We start from the raw sequence: 18,849 nt of genomic DNA, 5'->3' as shown, positions 1-18,849 counted from the left end.
TCGATTAATTGTTCAGATAGAATGGGCGACCATATTTGATTGTGTTATCTGAGCCTTCCAATTCTTTGGCAGCAGTGCCGTTGGTTTGGTTGGTGGCAAACCCTTGAATACCGACGCTAACACTGAAGTTGCTTTCGTATTCTGCTGATGCCCCTGAGCCGCCGATAATCTGGTCTTCCCAGCCTAACAGTTGGTTAGAGTAGGTTAAACCGATATACCAACAATCAGATTGATAGCGTAAGCCTGCTAGCCATTCTAAGTCGTTATTTTCATTTAGGTCATAGTAGTACTGACCACTGGCGGACCAGTTCTGGTTGAATTCGTAAGCGGCAACAATACCTGCCTGAGAAATACCTTTACGAGTAATGGTGTCCAGGTTTTCGAGAATGATCGTATCTTCAATATATTCACGAGTGACATAACGGTAGTTACTTTGAATAAAGCCACCGTCGAACTGGTACTCTAACGTGCTGTTCGCAAGTTGCATTGAGCCTAGGTCGATGTCGTACTGAATACCGCCATGATAGAACACGGAATCGTTGTAGTTGAAATCAGCTTCAATCGCCCAAGACGAATAGTTTGTTGTTTCATCTGGATCGGTTGGGTTGTTGCTGAGCTTGGTCTTTTTATCAAAGTAGTAGATTTGACCAAATGAAATATTGAGACGTTCTTTATAATCGTCATCAAAGAAACGTGTGCTCGCACCGTAGCTTAGCTGGTTTGCGGATGCGATCTTATCAATACTACTGTACTTACGGCTGCGGAATAGACCGTAGTAATCGGTTTGCAGCAACGTTGTATCATAGTTGTAGATATTGGTTTGATCTTCTTTCGGTACGTACAAGTACTGGACCTGCGGTTCCAGAGTTTGGGTGTAACCTTCGACCCAGCTGGTATCACGTTCAAGGTAAATCTGCGCATTACTACGGAACTCTGGAATCACACGAGACACTTTTTCATCCAGCTGAAGCTCTAGATCAGAGTCGGTAAGACCATTTAAGTCTTGCGAGTAGTAAGTCGCAAGTACGCGTGCTTCTGTGGTCCAGGCCGACCAAGAGTTTGACAGTGGGATAGTAAAGCCTGGCTCGATATGAAAGCGAGTTGCATCAGGTTTTGCGTTATCACTGGTGTCAAAGCGGCTAAGTTGGCTTTTAACATCAAAGTTCAGGTAATTTCCCCACACAGGCGTGTAGTAGTTTAATGCCAACTGAGGCATCAAACGGTAAGGTTTGTTTTCTTCTTGCAACAAGACCTGGAAGTCACGAACCGTTAATGAGGCGTCCCAGAAATCTGAACGGTACTGGACTTCTCCTTCTTGCATCAGTTGACCGTCTTCACGGTTACCGATATCAGAGTCGAGATCCAGGAAGTAGTCTATATCACTCACTTCTGAGTAATCGACATCGACAACCCAATGCTTGTCGATAATGCCTTCATGCTTAAACTGGTAGCCCCAGCGTGTTTCATCGGCATACTTTCTGTCTGAATTTAGGTATTCGCCTTTGATTTCACCTTCTCCCCAGCCATCGGTTAGATAGCGGAAGTCGGTGTCGAATTTGGTACCACGTTGCTGCATGTAGAGCGTGGTCAGGGTCATATCGTATTGAGGTGCAATGTTCCAGTAGAATGGCACTTCTACTTCCATACCATCGCTAGAACCGTACGATAGAGAAGGGAATAGCAGACCCGATTTACGAGTATTGCCAATTGGCATTGTCAGGTAAGGGACGTAGAAGATTGGAACATCTAAAACTTCAAAACGAGGGTGGTGTAGTGTTGCCGTCTCTTCATCCTGGTCGACATCGATACCAGATGCAACCAGACGCCAAGAGTTATCCCCCTGAGGGCAGGAAGTGATAGAACCGTCTTCGAGTTCATAAATCGACTGACCAGTACGCGCAATATAAGCTGCTGTGCCTCGGCCTTGTTGGCAAATGAAATGGTAGTCTGTGTTCTCGAGAGAGAAAGTGTCTTGATCAATATCGCTGGTCACACGATCCGATCGGGCTTCGACCTGACCATCATTGAAGGTGACATTACCTTCAGCAACCACGACGTTGTCTTGTTGGTGCAGCGTTACGCTATCTGCTGTGATTTTCTTTTGACCTTGCGTGACTTGGACGTTACCAGAGTACTGTGCTTTATCGCCACTAATGGCTTGCAGTCTGTCAGCTTCGACTACTACGGGTGCATTTAAAGCGTCCTGCTCACCACTCGTTTCGACCAAACATTGATCTGTGGTGGGCATTTCCTGCACACTATCATGGATATTCGCGTCAGCTTGAGTGGTAGGTACAAACAAGGCGGTGCTGATAGAGGCCGCTAAAAATGTGCGGGAAAAATGTTGCATTGAATCGAACTTTCCTGTGTCACTGTTATACCAATCGTAGTAAATAACTACTCACTTACTTACGGTAATTGATATTACTCGATGGCTATAGGGCTCGTTGTACCCTAGCGTAATAGCCAAATGAATCAACTACTATCGTCGTAAATGTCCCAGCTCATTGACTCGCTGTGGCATAATCGAGATAAAGTAGCTGCAAAGATAAGCAGGCGAATGGCCTAGCCGAAATAAAACTAATTCCATTATCATAAAGGAAATCGTTGCATACGGCACTATAAGACCGCTTTCGTCGATAAAAATTCATTGATAGAGAACACATAATGCATATTTTTGGCAAAATATTAGGTGCCTTTTTTGGCTTGTTACTTGGCGGGCCACTCGGCTTGCTATTTGGCTTATTTGTTGGCCATCAGTTTGATAAAGCACGCCGTTTGAGTCAGGCGGGGTTCTCTACTGGTGGGTTCGGCAAAGGACCGAGTCAGGCGCAACGTCAGGAAGAATTTTTCAAAGCGGCCTTTGCGGTCATGGGACACGTGGCAAAATCGAAAGGTCAGGTCACTAAAGAAGAGATTCAACTTGCGTCAGCGATGATGGACCGCATGAACCTGCATGGTGAACAGCGCCGTGCAGCGCAAGACGCATTTCGTGAAGGTAAGGAAAGTGATTTCCCGCTGGAAGAGGTGTTGGTTAGGGTTAAAATCTCGACTGCGGGTCGTTTCGATTTACTGCAATTTTTCTTGGAGTTGCAAATTTCAGCCGCCTTTGCCGATGGCGAGATTCATCCAAGTGAACGCAATGTGCTGCATAAAATTGCCCGAGCATTAGGGTTCTCTTCTGAGCAGCTCGAGCGACGACTACACATGCAAGAAGCGGCGTTTCGCTTCCAGCATCAGGGCGGTTTTCATGGTCAGCATCAAGGCCAGTACCAGTCGTCTGGTGCTGGGTGGCAGCAAGCATCTCAAGCTGATCAGTTGGCGGATGCGTATAAAATTCTTGATGTTTCGGCGGATGCCGACAGCAAAACGGTTAAGCGTGCTTATCGTAAGCTGATGAACGAGCACCACCCAGATAAGCTGATGGCGAAAGGTCTGCCACCAGAAATGATGAATGTAGCCAAAGAAAAGTCGCAAGAAATTCAAAATGCTTATGATCTGATTAAGAAAGTAAAAGGCTTTAAGTAATCTTTTTAGTTCTATCAGAGATGAGAGTAAACAGGGCACTTGGTGCCCTTTTTGAGTTTTGGGGTTACAGGTAACTCAAAGCTATTCAAGCTATCCATTCAGTGAAATCAGTTAGCTTGATTCAAACTCCAATCGTAGTCGTATTTAACTCGACCGGCAAAGCGCTTGTACTGAGGTGCGTATTGCCTGATATGATTAAACACGTTGTTCTCACCACCAAAATCCACTGCAAACCAATCATAAATTGAAGAAATTTGCGCCGTGTCTCCTTCGATAGAAACGCCTTTTTTACTGTTGATAAATGTTTTCGCTGCACTCTCTAACAAGGTCTGTGTGTTGTCAGCGGTAAACGCCTGAGCTTGCAAGTTAGGACAGCCCAGACTTGCACAGTTAACTGCGTAATGTGTTCTTGGATCTTGCCAGATGGGGCGCAGGATTCGATGCTCAATATCATTCAGAGTTAAGTTTTTATTATTAATGTTGATGACGTCTTCATCCCATGGCCCAAAACTAAACAGCCCTCCTAACTTAGTGATGGACTTTATCGGGTAATTATCCAATATCAGATCCACAGTGATGGCGTTGTACAGGTTGACCCAGTAAGCATATTGCTCAGCTTTGCGGTACTGCAAAGGATCGAGTTTTGCCAGGCGCTGAATGTACTGTTTGAGCGTTGCTTTATCCGCTGCCGACACAGCGCGGTAGCGAAACAACGTATTTTCCCCCTGAGTGACAAGATAGCGGTCGAGTATTTGTTGCCACTCTTGGTGAGAGACTTGTGTTTGGCTGGCCTCATTTGAGTGGTTCCAGTAGGGCCATAAATCGGCTTTGGGAGCGGAGAATACGGAAAAAGAAAATAGGGCGCAAAGGAGCAATAAAAAACGCATCATAGCGATACCGTCGGTTAAAGTTTGTAGTTAGTGTAGACCGGATTAGTGTTTGTTTTCTTACTTTTATCGACACGTAAAAATGAAAAAAGGCTGACAATGGTCAGCCTTTTACTTGTTTATTGACTAAAGCGTCTTAGCGCAGGAAGCTTGGAATATTCGCTTCATATTCCGCAATTTTATCTTCGTGCTGTAGCGTCAAACCGATGTTGTCCAAGCCATTCAGTAGACAGTGGCGACGGAACTCATCGATTTCGAAGTCGTACTCTTTGCCATTGGCACGCACTTTGTTCGCTTCAAGATCCACTTCAATCTGTGCACCTTCATTCGCTTCAACGTATTGGAACAGTTCATCAACCTCTTGCTCAGTCAGACGCACTGGCACCATTTGGTTGTTGATTGAGTTGCCATAGAAGATATCTGCAAAGCTTGGTGCGATCATCGCTTTAATGCCGTAATCGGCTAACGCCCAAGGTGCGTGCTCACGAGAAGAGCCACAACCGAAGTTTTCACGCGCAAGTAGGATGGAAGCACCTTGGTAACGAGGTGCGTTCATCACAAACTCAGGGTTTGGCTGTTCACCAGCATCATCAAGGAAGCGCCAGTCATGGAATAGGTGTTTACCGAAACCCAGGCGAGACACCTTTTGTAGGAACTGCTTTGGTATGATGGCATCAGTATCAACGTTCGCTGCATCTAGAGGAACAACTAAGCCTTTGTGTTGTTTAAAACCTGACATCTGTTCTTTCCTTAATCTAGTTCACGAATATCAACAAAGTGACCAGCGATAGCCGCCGCCGCCGCCATTGCAGGACTAACCAAGTGGGTACGACCATCACGGCCTTGACGACCTTCAAAGTTACGGTTTGAAGTCGATGCACAACGCTCCTGAGGACCTAGGCGGTCGTTGTTCATCGCCAGACACATTGAACAGCCTGGTAGACGCCATTCAAAGCCCGCTTCTTTAAAGATGACATCCAAGCCTTCTGCTTCCGCTTGTGCCTTCACTTGCTCAGAGCCAGGAACAATCAATGCCTGAACGTGTGATGCGACTTTGCGGCCTTTAGCCACTTCTGCTGCTGCGCGCATGTCTTCAATACGTGAGTTAGTACAAGAACCAACAAACACTTTATCAACTGGGTAGTCTGACAGTGATTTACCCGCTTCTAGTCCCATGTAAGCCAGCGCTTTTGCTGCCGATGCTTTTTCCACTGGGTCTGAAAAACTTTCTGGTGAAGGAATCGGTTGGTCAACAGCGATAACCTGACCTGGGTTTGTACCCCAAGTTACTTGCGGTTTGATGTCGGCTGCGTTTAGCGTTACTACGGCATCAAATTCAGCATCATCGTCAGTTTTTAGTGTTTTCCAGTATTCAACCGCCGCGTCAAAATCTGCACCTTGTGGTGAGAATTTACGGCCTTTGATGTATTCGAACGTGGTTTCATCCGGAGCAATCAGACCCGCTTTCGCGCCCAATTCGATAGCCATGTTACATACTGTCATACGGCCTTCCATTGAAAGGTCCGTAATCGCTTCACCACAGAACTCAACTACGTAGCCAGTACCGCCCGCCGCTGTCGTTTTACCGATGATCGCCAGTACGATATCTTTTGCTGTAATGCCCGGAGCGACTTTACCTTTCACTTCGATTTTCATTGTTTTCGCACGTGCTTGTTTTAGCGTTTGAGTCGCTAGTACGTGTTCAACTTCAGATGTACCGATACCGAAAGCCAGTGAACCGAACGCACCGTGTGTTGCTGTATGAGAGTCACCACAAACAATGGTCATGCCCGGCAGAGTAATGCCTAGCTCAGGGCCCATAACGTGGACAATGCCTTGGTATTTGTGGTTTAGGTCGTAAAGGGTTACACCGAATTCTTCACAGTTTTTCGATAGCGTTTCCATCTGGATACGTGCCATCTCACCAGAAGCGTTGATGTCTTTGGTTGTGGTCGAAACGTTGTGGTCCATTGTTGCGAACGTTTTGCTTACCTGACGCACTTGACGGCCCTTTTCACGCAAGCCATCAAAAGCCTGTGGAGAGGTAACTTCGTGTACCAAGTGACGATCAATATAAAGAATCGGGTTTTCCCCTTCAGCTGCGACAGCAACGTGTGCGTCGTAGACCTTCTCGTAAAGTGTTTTGCCCATTATCACTAATCCTGTGTGCTGCCCCTGATAACGGCTTATCAGAGGCGAATAATTATTATCAATCTAGTTTAACTTATGAGTTCAAGATGTACTCGGCGATCTTGTCACCCATTTCTGACGTGGTCAGTGCAGGCTTGTCGCTTGCTAAATCAGCGGTAAGCTCGCCAGCAGAAAGTGCTTTCGATACGGCGGATTCAATGTCTTGAGCCGCTGCTTCTTCACCCAGGCTGTAACGTAGCATTAGCGCAGCTGAAAGAATTTGCGCCACTGGGTTAGCGATGTTTTTACCTGCGATATCTGGTGCACTGCCGCCCGCTGGTTCGTAAAGACCAAACTTGCTTTCGTTAAGGCTTGCAGAAGGTAGCATGCCCATTGAGCCAGTAATCATTGCACATTCATCCGAGATGATGTCACCGAAGATGTTTGAACATAGCATTACGTCGAACTGCGCTGGATCTTTGATTAGCTGCATGGTGGCGTTGTCGATGTACATGTGAGAAAGCTCGACATCTGGGTAGTCTTTCGCGATCTCTTCTACCACTTCACGCCACAAGATAGAGCTTTGTAGAACGTTCGCTTTGTCAATTGAGCAAACTTTCTTGCGACGTAGACGTGCAGATTCAAAGGCAATTTTAGCGATACGCTCGATCTCAAAGCGGTGGTAAACCTCGGTATCAAACGCTTTCTCTGTTGCGCCTTCGCCTTCACGACCTTTTGGTTGGCCAAAGTAAATACCGCCAGTCAGTTCGCGAACCACCACAATGTCAAAACCACGCTCAGAGATATCAGCACGAAGAGGAGAAAATGCCTCTAAGCCGCTGTGAATCTGAGCTGGACGTAGGTTACAGAACAGTTGGAAGTGTTTGCGCAGTGGAAGCAGAGCGCCGCGCTCTGGTTGGTCGTTTGGTGGTAGGTGTTCCCACTTAGGGCCACCTACTGAACCAAATAGAACCGCATCAGACTCTTCACACGCTTTTACCGTTGTTTCAGGAAGTGGGCAGCCATGATTATCAATAGCAATACCGCCGACATCGTGCTCATCACGCTCAAAAGAAAGGCCATGCTTTTTCTCGATTGCATCAAGAACTTTGTGCGCTTGTGCCATCACTTCAGGGCCAATACCGTCACCAGGTAGAACGGCGATTTTGTATGATTTGTCTGTCATGTTAATCCTTTAATATTCTAATTTTTAGCTAAATTTTATATCGAAGTTATTCTGTTGTGCGCTTGGAAGTAACGTTAGCTATTAAACAGTCGCAATTTTCTTTTGCTTGATTTCGGCAATCTTGTCGGCACGGTGAATGCTGTTGATTACGTGCAGTAGAGCCTGACCTGACGCTTCTACGATATCTGTTGAAACACCAGTACCATGGTACTTACGACCTTTGTAGTTAGCGATGATATCAGCTTGGCCTAAACCATCTTCACCTTCACCTTTTGCTGTTAAGTCGAACTTGTCTAGCACGATTTCGTAGCCTGTTACGCGGTAAATACACTGGTATAGCGCATCTACAGGACCATTACCGACTGCCGCTTCACACATTTCTTCATCGCCACATTGCATTTTAATGCTGGTGGTTGCCATCACGCTGCCTGATTGCACGCTCAAGTAGTTCAACTTGTAGAAGTCGTCTTCTTCACGAAGGTTAGAGAAGTGCATTAGCGCTTCCAAGTCGTAGTCGAAAACTTGTCCTTTACGGTCTGCTAGCTTCAAGAAGTCAGCGTACAACGCATCTAGGTTGTACTCATCTTCTTTATAACCCATGGTCTCCATGTGGCTCTTCACTGCTGCACGGCCGCTGCGGCTGGTTAAATTAAGCGCTTGGTTCTTAAGACCAATCGACTCAGGAGTCATGATCTCGTAGGTATTCTTGTTCTTCAGCATGCCATCTTGGTGAATGCCTGAAGAGTGGCTAAACGCGTTGGCACCGACGATCGCTTTGTTACTCTGGATAGGCATATTACATAGTTGGCTGACTAACTTACTGGTACGGTGGATTTCATCATGTTTGATGCCAGTGCGAACGCCCATTAGTTCTTCGCGCGTTTTGATGATCATCGCGATTTCTTCAAGTGAGCAGTTACCCGCACGCTCACCGATACCATTAATTGTACCTTCTACCTGACGCGCACCTGCCTGAACAGCGGCAATAGAGTTAGCAACGGACATACCTAAATCATCATGGCAGTGAACCGAAATGATGGCTTTGTCGATGTTTGGTACGCGGTTAAATAGCGTTTCAATGATGCCGCCAAACTCACTTGGTACTGTGTAGCCCACAGTATCAGGAATGTTAACGGTTGTCGCACCTGCATTGATTGCAGCTTCAACCATACGGCATAGGTTGTCGATTGGTGTACGACCGGCATCTTCACAAGAAAACTCAACATCATCGGTGTAGTTACGTGCATGTTTGACCGCATTCACCGCCATTTCTAGTACATCGTCATAGCTGCGGCGTAGCTTGTCTTCGACGTGAATGGTCGATGTAGCCAAAAATGTATGAATACGGAACTGGTCAGCGACTTTCAATGCTTCTGCAGCAGCATCAATGTCTTTCGCAACGGCACGCGAAAGAGCACAAATTCGGCTGTTTTTAATGTTTTTAGCAATGGTTTGTACTGACTCGAAATCACCCGGAGAAGAGATAGGGAAACCTGCTTCGATGACATCAACGCCCAGCCTTTCCAGCGCATAGGCAATTTGCAGTTTTTCTTTAACCGTCAAGCTTGCTGATAACGCTTGCTCGCCATCACGCAAAGTGGTGTCGAATATAATGACTTGATCGTTCATGTTTGCTTCCTTAATGATTTCTGCACTTTCGTGTGAGTTAATCGTTTACTTCCGGTATTTAGGTATAAAAAAACCCGCATTTGCATGCGGGTTCTTAGAACTTGGTGTGGTTATTTTTCTTCCACAGCCTACCCGCGCGAACTGGTCACGATCAGGAGGAGGCTAAGCAGGATAGAAAAATGAGCTGACATAATTGTTAAGCTTTCCACAAAATTAAGTTAACAAATTAGTACCGCACTCCATGAACTACGTCAACCCTAAAGTCGATTTTTTATTCATATCGGATGAGTCGATTGCAAAGAGGAGTATTTCATCCCGTAAAAAGTGAGCTGATAGGGGGTTCCATGATTCAGTCAAACTCTCGATAAAGATCACGGGTTCATTAGGTTGATCATTAAATAGAGGGATCAGGCTTACAAGCTATCCAGACAATCATTGAATTGTTGGTTGAGAATCGATAGATAGAGTTTATAGTCTATCTCGAAGTGATGATAACACTGCCTATTGCTTAGATTGGTTCGACAAGACAATGAGGCGTCTCTGTGTTCAGTTTCTGAGGTAGTTCTTGAACTAAGTGAAAGTTACAAAGGCAGAGGTTAATGGCTAAAGCAAAACAATTTGGATGTTCAGCACTAGCACTAACATTGATCAGCTTATCAGGTTGTCAGCTGTTTCAATCACAAACAACTCTGATCGTTCCACCTACCGTTGCGAATGATCAGGCTCAGGTCGTCGCGGTAATTCGTGATCAAATGGATATGTACTTGAGCTACGAAGGCCGAGAGTATTTCTTAAATCAGATGTTGGTTGCGCTGGAGTCTGACAGTCGCGATAGGTTTAAGGGGAAAGACCCAGAAACCTATGCGTGGTGGAAGATTCATGTTCAGCCTAACGAATTGCATCAGGCTGAAGTCGTCAGACCTATGGAAGAGGGCATTGAGGTATACCAGGGATTAGAGTTTATGGATGTACCTTATCGCTCAAAGTCGACATTGCATTTGCGCTCCAAGCCCAGTTCGGATGGGGAAGAACTGAGCTCAGTCAGTAAAGGGGAAGTATTTAATGTTGTCGCTAAAGTCTCTGACCTGCCTTGGTATTTGGTTGAGCAGCGAGGGGTGATCAAAGGCTATGTCCATCAAGATTATGCGCGGAGTAATGTCGGCGAGCGTGATCTTCTTTCTACGCCACCCAACCCTTTACTCTCGTCCACTAAGGTTGCCGATGATAACTTTGAATATCGATATGAGCTTCAGGGAAACTACACCTGCCGGGTACTCAGCTATGAGTTGAGTAAAAATGGTGAGTTTACCACTGGTGCCTTACGGGCCTGTCGTAAAAAGAGAAAGGTCTGGTATATCGACGCACCGCAAGCCTAACCCCCATCATGTCCCAATACGTCCATAAATGGCACGTAAAAATATTGATTTGTTCGGCTGTCTTGAGGCCGGGTAAATCACATCGATGCCATTCCTGTCATTAATTGTCCAACTTCCCGTCATGTGGCTGTCACTAAAAACACCTAATTTGCGTACAAGGCGTTGTCAAAGTGAGGGAAGGTCATATGAGAACGATAGAGACAATTACTCAGCCAATAACGGCCATCGCTAAGTTCGACTTAGCACTTTCTAGCGTTTGTTTACAACACCGCTTTAATCAGCAAGTGGCAAATATTAGTAAAGGGATTTCACACAGTGGCGATGGCCATCTTTACTTAGTTCTCGGAGTACTGGCGTGGTATCTGGATAAGGAGCAGGGGTTATGGTTTCTGCTTGCTGGGCTGCTGGCATTTGCCGTAGAACTGCCAATCTATTGGACGCTGAAAAACAGTTTTAAGCGTCGCCGTCCTGAAGAACTGAGCGCTTTGTTACCTGCTTTTATTACCCCTTCTGATCGCTACAGTTTACCGTCCGGACATACTGCTGCCGCTTTTGTCATGGCAACGCTTATTGATCACTTTTACCCACAACTGGGATTTGCTGCTTATTTCTGGGCGAGCTTGATCGGCTCTGCGCGTATCTTCCTCGGGGTGCACTTTTTCACGGACATCATCATCGGTGCGCTGCTGGGAAGTTTGTGTGGTGGGTTTGCTATTTCAATGATCGGAGTTTAATTGATGAAAATCCTATACGGTGTGCAAGGCACCGGAAATGGTCATATTGCTCGCGCCAGAGCCATGAGCAAAGCATTTGGAATGCGAGATGTGCAAGTCGATTTTCTGTTTTCTGGTCGTGACCCAAACAAGTACTTTTCAATGGAAGCGTTTGGTGATTATCAAACGCGTCGAGGGCTCACTTTTGTGACCGAAAAAGGATCGGTCAACTACGCAAAAACGGCACTTAACAACAATTTGATTCAGTTTTTTAAAGAAGTGAATCAGTTAGATCTCTCTACTTATGATCTGGTGATTAATGATTTTGAACCTGTGACGGCATGGGCTGCCCGTAAGCAGAACAAGCCATGTATTGGGATCAGTCATCAGAATGCCTTCCGTTATCCCGTTCCGCTTAAAGGCGCAAGTTGGCTGGATAAGTCAGTGATTGAACACTTTGCTCCCTCACAACATCATCTGGGTTTGCACTGGTATCATTTCGATCAGCCCATACTGCCTCCTATTATTCATACATTGGACAGTCAGGAACACTGCGATAACTTCGTGTTGGTTTACTTGCCTTTTGAATCTATTGAGGACATTGCTGATCTATTGTTCCACTTTAATCAGCAGTCATTCATTTGTTATCACCCTGATGTGATAGAAAGTGAAGTGATCGAGAATATCGAGCTGCGTCCACTGTGCCATACCAATTTTCAGCATCACCTACATCGTTGTAGTGGCGTCATCGCCAATGGTGGTTTTGAGCTGCCGTCAGAGGCGCTTTCTCTCGGCAAGAAGTTATTGTTGAAACCATTAGCGGGTCAATTTGAACAGCAAAGTAATGTCGCAACGCTTGAAGATTTAGGGCTTGCTTCTTCGATGGACAGCTTAGACATATCAGCGGTTCGCCATTGGCTGAAAGAGCAACAAGCGGAGAGCGTTAAGTATCCGGATGTGGCTCAGGCGATCGTTCATTGGGTGCTGCAAGGCGCATGGGATTCTCAAGAAGAGTTGTCCAGGCAGTTGTGGGAGCAAGTGGACTTTCCGAGTTACGTCTCTCATATCTAAAAAGCCAGAACCAAGAAATTTTTAATGCAGCAGTGTAATAATTACTGCTGCATTTTTATTCACTTCATGTTAGTTTTGATTCAATCGTACTGTCGTTGCTACTGTGCTTTTCTAAGTAAAATTGCTCAAGGTTATTGACTGTGTTTCTCTTAAAAAATTTATTCATATTCTCAGTGAATGGGTTTTGGGCTCATTTTTCTCACTGTTGAAAACACGACCCATGGGCTTGATTTGCCTGATTTTAGCGATTTTATATTTTTTTATGTTTTTATCAATATATTGATTTTTAAAGGATAAATAAATTAAGGGCTAAAATTTACTGATTAATTGTCAATCTAGTTGCGAAACCCTAATCAATTCGTTGATAGTACGGTTCGAGCCGGAATTATGCGGCCGATAAATATAATAAAAATCAGGTTTTCTATTCGTGAGATAATTGAATCCAGCCGCCGTCTTTTGTGCGAGATGGGATTCTATTCGCTATGAATTCATTGAACCAAATTGACGATTACAAAAGAGGCGCACTCAATGTTAGATAAAAAAGACGCGATGAGCGCAATTGCTAGCTACCGTATGGAAAGTACTTTGCGTGGTGTAGATTTAAACCTGTTAACGGTATTTGATGCCGTAATGCAGGAGCAAAATATCACTCGCGCAGCACACAACTTAGGTATGTCTCAACCAGCAGTAAGTAACGCAGTCGCACGTTTAAAAGTGATGTTTAATGACGAACTATTCATGCGTCAGGGTCGAGGCATTCAGCCAACCCAACGTGCACGTCAGCTATTTGGTCCCATCCGTCAGGCGCTGCAATTGATCCGCAATGAGCTGCCAAGCTCTGTATTCCAACCGGAGTCTTCAACGCGCTTATTTAAACTGGCGATCTGTAGCCCATGTGACTTACGTTTTGCACCAAAGATTATGTCTAAAGTGGCGCAACAGGCACCGAGCGTTCAGCTTCATTTAGACGCTGAATTCGACCGTCTTCTGTCTGAACGCATGCGTTACCAGGAGATTGATTTTGTGATCGACTACGCTCGCTTTGATGAGCAAGGATTCTCGAGCACAGAAATTTTTAAAGATGAACTGGTGGTGATTGCTTCTAAAACGCATTCACGTATTCAGGGCATGGTCACTGAAGAGCAGCTGATTAACGAAAAACACGCGAAACTTTCACGAGTGCATGGTCAGCGTAGCTTCTCTGAGCAAGCATATCGCGAGCTTGATTGTCTGGCTGCGTATGAAGGTTCAAGCCTGAGCAACCTGCTTTATGTGGTAAGCCAATCTGAGCTTGTGACGATTGCACCACGCTGGATGGCAGAAAATGCGGTAAACAGCGATCAGCTGCAAATTCTGGAACTGCCATTTGCAAGTAAAGAAATCAGTGGATATCTGAGCTGGCACGAGTCTAGTGAGAAAGACAAAGGTCACATCTGGCTTCGTGATCAGTTGATGATTATCTGTGGCGAAGTTGTCGCACAAAAATAAGTGAAGTATGAGCTACCGGTTGAGTCCGGTAACTCAGTAAGTACTAAGTGTTTGATGCGGAAGATTCCTCAAATACTCACCAAATTTTACAATTACAAAGCCCCGGAAGGTTTGCTCTTTCGGGGCTTTTTATTTTTTACAATGGTTAATACAAACAGAAAGTTAAGTGCTTTTCTATCCGACTATCGATGGGGTGGTTCGCACTCATTAGTGAAGCCGATCTCTTAATAAAGAGAAGTTTGATATTCGTCAGTTGCGTTTTGCCGCCCTGTGAGTACACTTGCTCGCTCAATTAGCTTACACCTGTAAGCCAAAGGTAAGTAAAAATGGCCAAGTTAGATTTTCATATCGTTAAACGTATTCGTGAACAAATTGCGAAAGGTGATACTCGCGTTGCTCTAAAACACAAAGTGGGCAATGAATGGCAAGGTATTACTTGGCAGCAATTTGGTCAGCAAGTGGATGAACTATCGCTTGCACTTTTGGCTCAGGGATTGAGAGTTCAGGATAAGGTCGGCATTTTCTCAAATAACATGCCGCAATGGACGATTGCTGATTTCGCCGCACTGCAAGTACGCAGTGTGACAGTTCCTATCTATCCGACTAATACGGCTGCGCAGTCGGCGTATATCCTCGACAATGCAGACGTGAAAGTTCTGTTTGTGGGTGAGCAGCCTCAGTTTGATGCAGCCGTCAGTATTTTCGAGCAATGCAGTCAGCTAGAACTGATCGTGGCGATGTCTGACGATATCGAGCTTGGAGATCATCCATTTGTTGCTTCTTGGAAGGATTTTATTGCCCAGGGCAATAGCCGTTACCAAGAAGAGTTGGACGCTCGTGTTACACAGGCTTGTGAAGATGATTTGCTTACCCTGATTTATACCTCTGGTACAACAGGACAGCCGAAAGGGGTAATGCTGGATTATGCCAATATTGCCGCGCAGCTAGAAGGTCATGATAAACGCTTGAGCCTGACTCAGGATGATGTCTCGCTGTGTTTCCTGCCATTGTCTCATGTGTTCGAGCGAGCGTGGACATTCTATGTCCTGTATAAAGGCGCAACCAACTGTTACCTCAAAGATACAGCGCAAGTGCGAGACGCGCTCAGTCAGGTTCGTCCAACTGTGATGTGTGCAGTGCCTCGCTTCTACGAAAAGATTTTTTCTGCGATTCATGAGAAGGTGTCTCGTGCACCAATCCACCGTAAGATCATGTTTACCTGGGCGGTGAACATGGGCGCTAAAATGGCGTTATGCCATCAGGAAAAGCGTCAGCCTTCAATCATGCTACGTAAAGCTCATGCTCTGGCTGATAAGTTGGTACTGAGTAAGCTACGTGCGCTATTAGGCGGGCGTATTAACTTTATGCCTTGTGGCGGCGCGAAGCTGGATGAAACCATCGGCCGTTTCTTCCATGCGATGGGCATTAACGTTAAGTTAGGCTACGGCATGACGGAAACAACCGCGACCGTATCCTGTTGGGATGATTACTGCTTTGATCCTGATTCTATCGGTACATCGATGCCGGGCGCACAAGTAAAAATCGGTGCAAACAATGAAATTTTGGTTCGTGGCCCTATGGTCATGCGTGGCTACTACAAAATGCCAGAAGAGACTGAAAAAACGTTCGATGAGCACGGTTTCCTGAAAACTGGCGATGCGGGTCATATTGATGAAAACGGCAATCTCTTTATCACTGATCGTATTAAAGAGTTGATGAAAACCTCGGGTGGTAAGTACATTGCGCCACAGATGATCGAGGGTGCCATCGGTAAAGATCACTTTATCGAGCAGATTGCGGTTATCGCTGATACACGTAAGTTCGTCTCAGCATTGATTGTTCCGTGTTTTGATTCGTTGGAAGAGTATGCCAAAGAGTTGAACATTGCGTATCACGATCGCGTTGAGTTGATCAAACATCACCAAGTCGTAGAAATGCTCGAAAAGCGAGTTAATGAATTGCAAAAAGAGCTGGCTAAGTTTGAACAAGTTAAAAAGTTTAAACTGTTGCCAAAGGCTTTCTCGATGGATGATGGTGAGCTGACACCGACACAAAAATTGCGTCGTAAAGTTATCAACGACAAATACCAAGATGAAATCGAAGAAATGTACAAGGAAAAGCACTAGTTCGCTTAACTTGAACTCGCTTAGATTTCAAATTGATTAAAAAGTCCCCAGAGATGCCTCGTTCATGTCTGGGGACTTTTTTATTTACCAGTGTTCCTACTGTATTTTCGCCTGGTTAAGGGTGATTTTTCGACAAATATAGAGTTGCATATGAAATAATATTCTTTTTTTAACCAATACGCTCATTGATCATACTGTCTATTTTCGCTTCTCTGGCTGCTCTTCCTTCTATCAATCCAATTCTTGGTATCTTGTTAAGAAATGAGACCTAGATCTCATTAGACCCGTTGATAATAAAACGTTACATTTGTTGGGTAACCTTGCGGGATGTTATGACGAACGCAAGACATAGCCGAAAACGTGGAAGTATTTCGATTAGGCTACGAATAAGCCCTAAACTATGTAAAACCAGACCTATCCGTTGACCTTACGGTGTGGAAACTGGGTAAGGAGAGCAATTATGACAGCAATGTTGTCAGGTGCAGAGATGGTTGTGCAATCTCTGATCGAAGAGAATGTATCGCAGATCTTTGGTTACCCTGGCGGTTCCGTTCTAGATATCTATGACGCACTGCACGCCAAAACCGACCAAATTAAACACGTACTAGTAAGACATGAACAAGCCGCAACGCATATGGCCGATGGCTATGCTCGCGCTACCGGCAAGCCGGGTGTCGTACTGGTATGTTCAGGTCCTGGCGCGACCAATACAATTACTGGTATTGCGACCGCTTATATGGACTCTATCCCAATGATCGTTATCTCAGGTAACGTACCGAACAACCTGATTGGTAACGATGCATTCCAGGAATGTGACATTGTTGGTGTCTCTCGCCCAGTGGTAAAACACAGCTTTTTAGTAAAGAAAGCGGAAGATATTCCTGAAACCATCAAAAAAGCGTTTTACATTTCGACGACAGGGCGCCCTGGTCCAGTTGTAATTGATTTGCCAAAAGATGTTATGAATCCGCAAATCAAACTGCCTTACCAGTATCCTGAAAGCATTTCGATGCGTTCATACAAGCCAACCACTTCGGGTCACAAAGGCCAAATCAAGAAAGCACTCAAGTCTCTACTTGAAGCGAAAAAACCTGTGCTTTATGTCGGTGGTGGTGCGGTGATTTCCGGCGCACACGAGCATATCTTTGAACTGGCAGACAAGCTGAACCTTCCTGTAGTGAGCACCTTGATGGGCTTGGGTGCATTCCCTGGCATGCACAAAAACTCGCTGGGTATGTTGGGTATGCACGGTACGTACGAAGCCAACATGGCAATGCACGAAGCTGACCTGATTTTTGGTATCGGGGTTCGTTTTGATGACCGTACGACGAACAATTTGGAAAAATACTGTCCGAATGCGAAAGTTATGCATATTGATATCGACCCATCGTCGATTTCAAAAAACGTGAAAGTAGATTTACCAATCGTTGGTTCGGCAGAAAAAGTGCTTACGACCATGCTAGGTTTGCTGGCTGAGCAAGAAGGTGCAAACGACGAAGAAGCTATCAAAGCGTGGTGGGAAGACATTCAAGTTTGGCGCGATCGTCAGTGCTTATCCTATGAAACCTCTTCAGAGATTATTAAGCCTCAGCAAGTTATTGAAACTCTGCACAAACTGACCAATGGCGATGCTTATGTTGCTTCAGATGTAGGTCAGCACCAAATGTTTGCTGCGCTTTACTACCCATTTAATAAACCACGCCGTTGGATCAACTCTGGTGGTTTGGGCACAATGGGCTTTGGTCTTCCTGCTGGTTTGGGCGTTAAATTCGCTATGCCAGAAGAAGAAGTGGTTGTGGTTACAGGTGACGGCAGTATTCAAATGAACATTCAAGAGTTGTCGACCGCAATGCAGTACGACATCCCAGTGAAGATAATCAACCTGAATAACCGTTTCCTAGGCATGGTAAAACAGTGGCAAGACATTATTTACCAAGGTCGTCACTCTAATTCATACATGAGTTCTGTTCCTGATTTTGCAGCAATTGCAGAAGCTTATGGTCACGTTGGTATTCGTATCGAAACGCCAGATCAGCTAGAAGCTGGTTTGCAAAAAGCACTCGATATGAAAGACCGCTTAGTGTTCGTTGACATTAACGTCGATGAAACTGAGCACGTTTACCCTATGCAGATTAAAGGTGAGGGTATGGACAAAATGTGGCTAAGCAAAACGGAGAGAACTTAATATGAGACACATTATTTCATTGCTATTGGAAAACCAACCTGGTGCGTTGTCTCGCGTTGTAGGCTTGTTCTCTCAACGTGGTTACAACATTGAGTCTTTGACGGTTTCTCCTACAGACGACGAAACTCTTTCTCGTATGAATATCACAACGACATCAAACGAGATGCAACTTGAGCAGATTCAGAAACAGCTACATAAGTTAATTGATGTGCTAAAAGTTCAGGAAGTAACAGAGCTTGAGCACCTTGAACGTGAACTGATGATGGTGAAGGTGAAAGCGAGTGGCTTTGCTCGTGCTGAAGTAAAACGCACAGCAGACATCTTCCGCGGACAGATTGTTGATGTCACTGCTTCTCAATATACTGTTCAGTTGGCGGGCACCAGTGAGAAACTGGATGCGTTTATTAAAGCAATTTCGGAAGTTACGGAAGTAGTGGAAGTTGCTCGTAGTGGGGTAGTTGGCATTGCGCGTGGAGAACGTGCGCTGAAGCCTTAACGCTAACCGATAGCTTGCTACCAAGAAAAGCCAC

General features: G+C 45.3%; 14 protein-coding genes. 8 read left to right on the top strand and 6 right to left on the bottom strand.

Annotated features, from left to right (window positions below; all coding sequences use genetic code 11):
• Nucleotides 1-4: 4 nt before the first annotated feature.
• Nucleotides 5-2,350 carry an LPS assembly protein LptD gene (lptD, locus tag L9Q40_RS09050; protein ID WP_239948760.1) on the bottom strand — a complete coding sequence of 782 codons (2,346 nt, stop codon included), beginning with the start codon at nucleotides 2,348-2,350 and terminating at the stop codon, nucleotides 5-7.
• A gap of 317 nt (nucleotides 2,351-2,667) precedes the next feature.
• Here lptD and djlA point away from each other — a divergent pair, with 317 nt between their 5' ends.
• A complete protein-coding gene (gene djlA / locus L9Q40_RS09045) occupies nucleotides 2,668-3,528 on the top strand; it encodes a co-chaperone DjlA (RefSeq protein WP_065296301.1) in 861 nt (286 codons plus the stop codon).
• A gap of 107 nt (nucleotides 3,529-3,635) precedes the next feature.
• Here djlA and L9Q40_RS09040 read toward each other — a convergent pair whose 3' ends face one another.
• The 5 genes from L9Q40_RS09040 to leuA all read right to left on the bottom strand — a co-directional run bounded on the left by L9Q40_RS09040 (nucleotide 3,636) and on the right by leuA (nucleotide 9,360).
• Nucleotides 3,636-4,418: a DUF547 domain-containing protein gene (locus L9Q40_RS09040; RefSeq protein WP_498793083.1), complete on the bottom strand. Its 783-nt coding sequence runs from the start codon at nucleotides 4,416-4,418 to the stop codon at nucleotides 3,636-3,638.
• 133 nt (nucleotides 4,419-4,551) lie between these two features.
• Complete coding sequence (leuD, locus tag L9Q40_RS09035; protein ID WP_014230723.1) at nucleotides 4,552-5,154, bottom strand: 3-isopropylmalate dehydratase small subunit; 603 nt, start codon at nucleotides 5,152-5,154, stop codon at nucleotides 4,552-4,554.
• Nucleotides 5,155-5,165: 11 nt separating this feature from the next.
• Nucleotides 5,166-6,566: a 3-isopropylmalate dehydratase large subunit gene (gene leuC, locus L9Q40_RS09030; RefSeq protein ID WP_014230724.1), complete on the bottom strand. Its 1,401-nt coding sequence runs from the start codon at nucleotides 6,564-6,566 to the stop codon at nucleotides 5,166-5,168.
• A 73-nt stretch (nucleotides 6,567-6,639) separates the two neighbouring features.
• Nucleotides 6,640-7,731, bottom strand: a complete 1,092-nt coding sequence (leuB, locus tag L9Q40_RS09025) for a 3-isopropylmalate dehydrogenase (protein WP_020335844.1) — start codon at nucleotides 7,729-7,731, stop codon at nucleotides 6,640-6,642.
• 81 nt (nucleotides 7,732-7,812) lie between these two features.
• On the bottom strand, nucleotides 7,813-9,360 hold the full coding sequence (gene leuA / locus L9Q40_RS09020) for a 2-isopropylmalate synthase (protein ID WP_014230726.1): 1,548 nt from the start codon (nucleotides 9,358-9,360) through the stop codon (nucleotides 7,813-7,815).
• Between the two features lie 599 nt (nucleotides 9,361-9,959).
• On the opposite strand from leuA, the gene L9Q40_RS09015 reads away from it, so the two are divergent.
• The 7 genes from L9Q40_RS09015 (at nucleotide 9,960) to ilvN (ending at nucleotide 18,815) form a co-directional block, all read left to right on the top strand.
• Nucleotides 9,960-10,736, top strand: coding sequence for an SH3 domain-containing protein (locus L9Q40_RS09015; protein WP_498793082.1), 777 nt, complete (start codon nucleotides 9,960-9,962; stop codon nucleotides 10,734-10,736).
• Nucleotides 10,737-10,921: 185 nt separating this feature from the next.
• Complete coding sequence (locus tag L9Q40_RS09010) at nucleotides 10,922-11,470, top strand: phosphatase PAP2 family protein (protein WP_014230728.1); 549 nt, start codon at nucleotides 10,922-10,924, stop codon at nucleotides 11,468-11,470.
• Between the two features lie 3 nt (nucleotides 11,471-11,473).
• A complete protein-coding gene (locus tag L9Q40_RS09005; RefSeq protein ID WP_065301915.1) occupies nucleotides 11,474-12,520 on the top strand; it encodes an MJ1255/VC2487 family glycosyltransferase in 1,047 nt (348 codons plus the stop codon).
• A gap of 528 nt (nucleotides 12,521-13,048) precedes the next feature.
• The gene (calR, locus tag L9Q40_RS09000; RefSeq protein ID WP_020335847.1) at nucleotides 13,049-14,008 is read left to right on the top strand and encodes a LysR family transcriptional regulator CalR; all 960 of its coding nucleotides are present in this window, start codon (nucleotides 13,049-13,051) and stop codon (nucleotides 14,006-14,008) included.
• A gap of 326 nt (nucleotides 14,009-14,334) precedes the next feature.
• On the top strand, nucleotides 14,335-16,134 hold the full coding sequence (locus L9Q40_RS08995) for an AMP-dependent synthetase/ligase (protein WP_498793081.1): 1,800 nt from the start codon (nucleotides 14,335-14,337) through the stop codon (nucleotides 16,132-16,134).
• Between the two features lie 460 nt (nucleotides 16,135-16,594).
• Nucleotides 16,595-18,319 carry an acetolactate synthase 3 large subunit gene (locus tag L9Q40_RS08990; RefSeq protein WP_020335849.1) on the top strand — a complete coding sequence of 575 codons (1,725 nt, stop codon included), beginning with the start codon at nucleotides 16,595-16,597 and terminating at the stop codon, nucleotides 18,317-18,319.
• A 1-nt stretch (nucleotide 18,320) separates the two neighbouring features.
• A complete protein-coding gene (gene ilvN, locus L9Q40_RS08985; RefSeq protein WP_014230733.1) occupies nucleotides 18,321-18,815 on the top strand; it encodes an acetolactate synthase small subunit in 495 nt (164 codons plus the stop codon).
• Nucleotides 18,816-18,849: the final 34 nt, after the last annotated feature.

The sequence above is a fragment of the Allocatenococcus thiocycli genome (assembly GCF_921292965.1).
Lineage (GTDB): Bacteria > Pseudomonadota > Gammaproteobacteria > Enterobacterales > Vibrionaceae > Vibrio > Vibrio natriegens.
The sequence above is the reverse complement of the archived record's forward strand: the minus strand, read 5'-3'. Positions and strand labels throughout refer to the sequence as shown.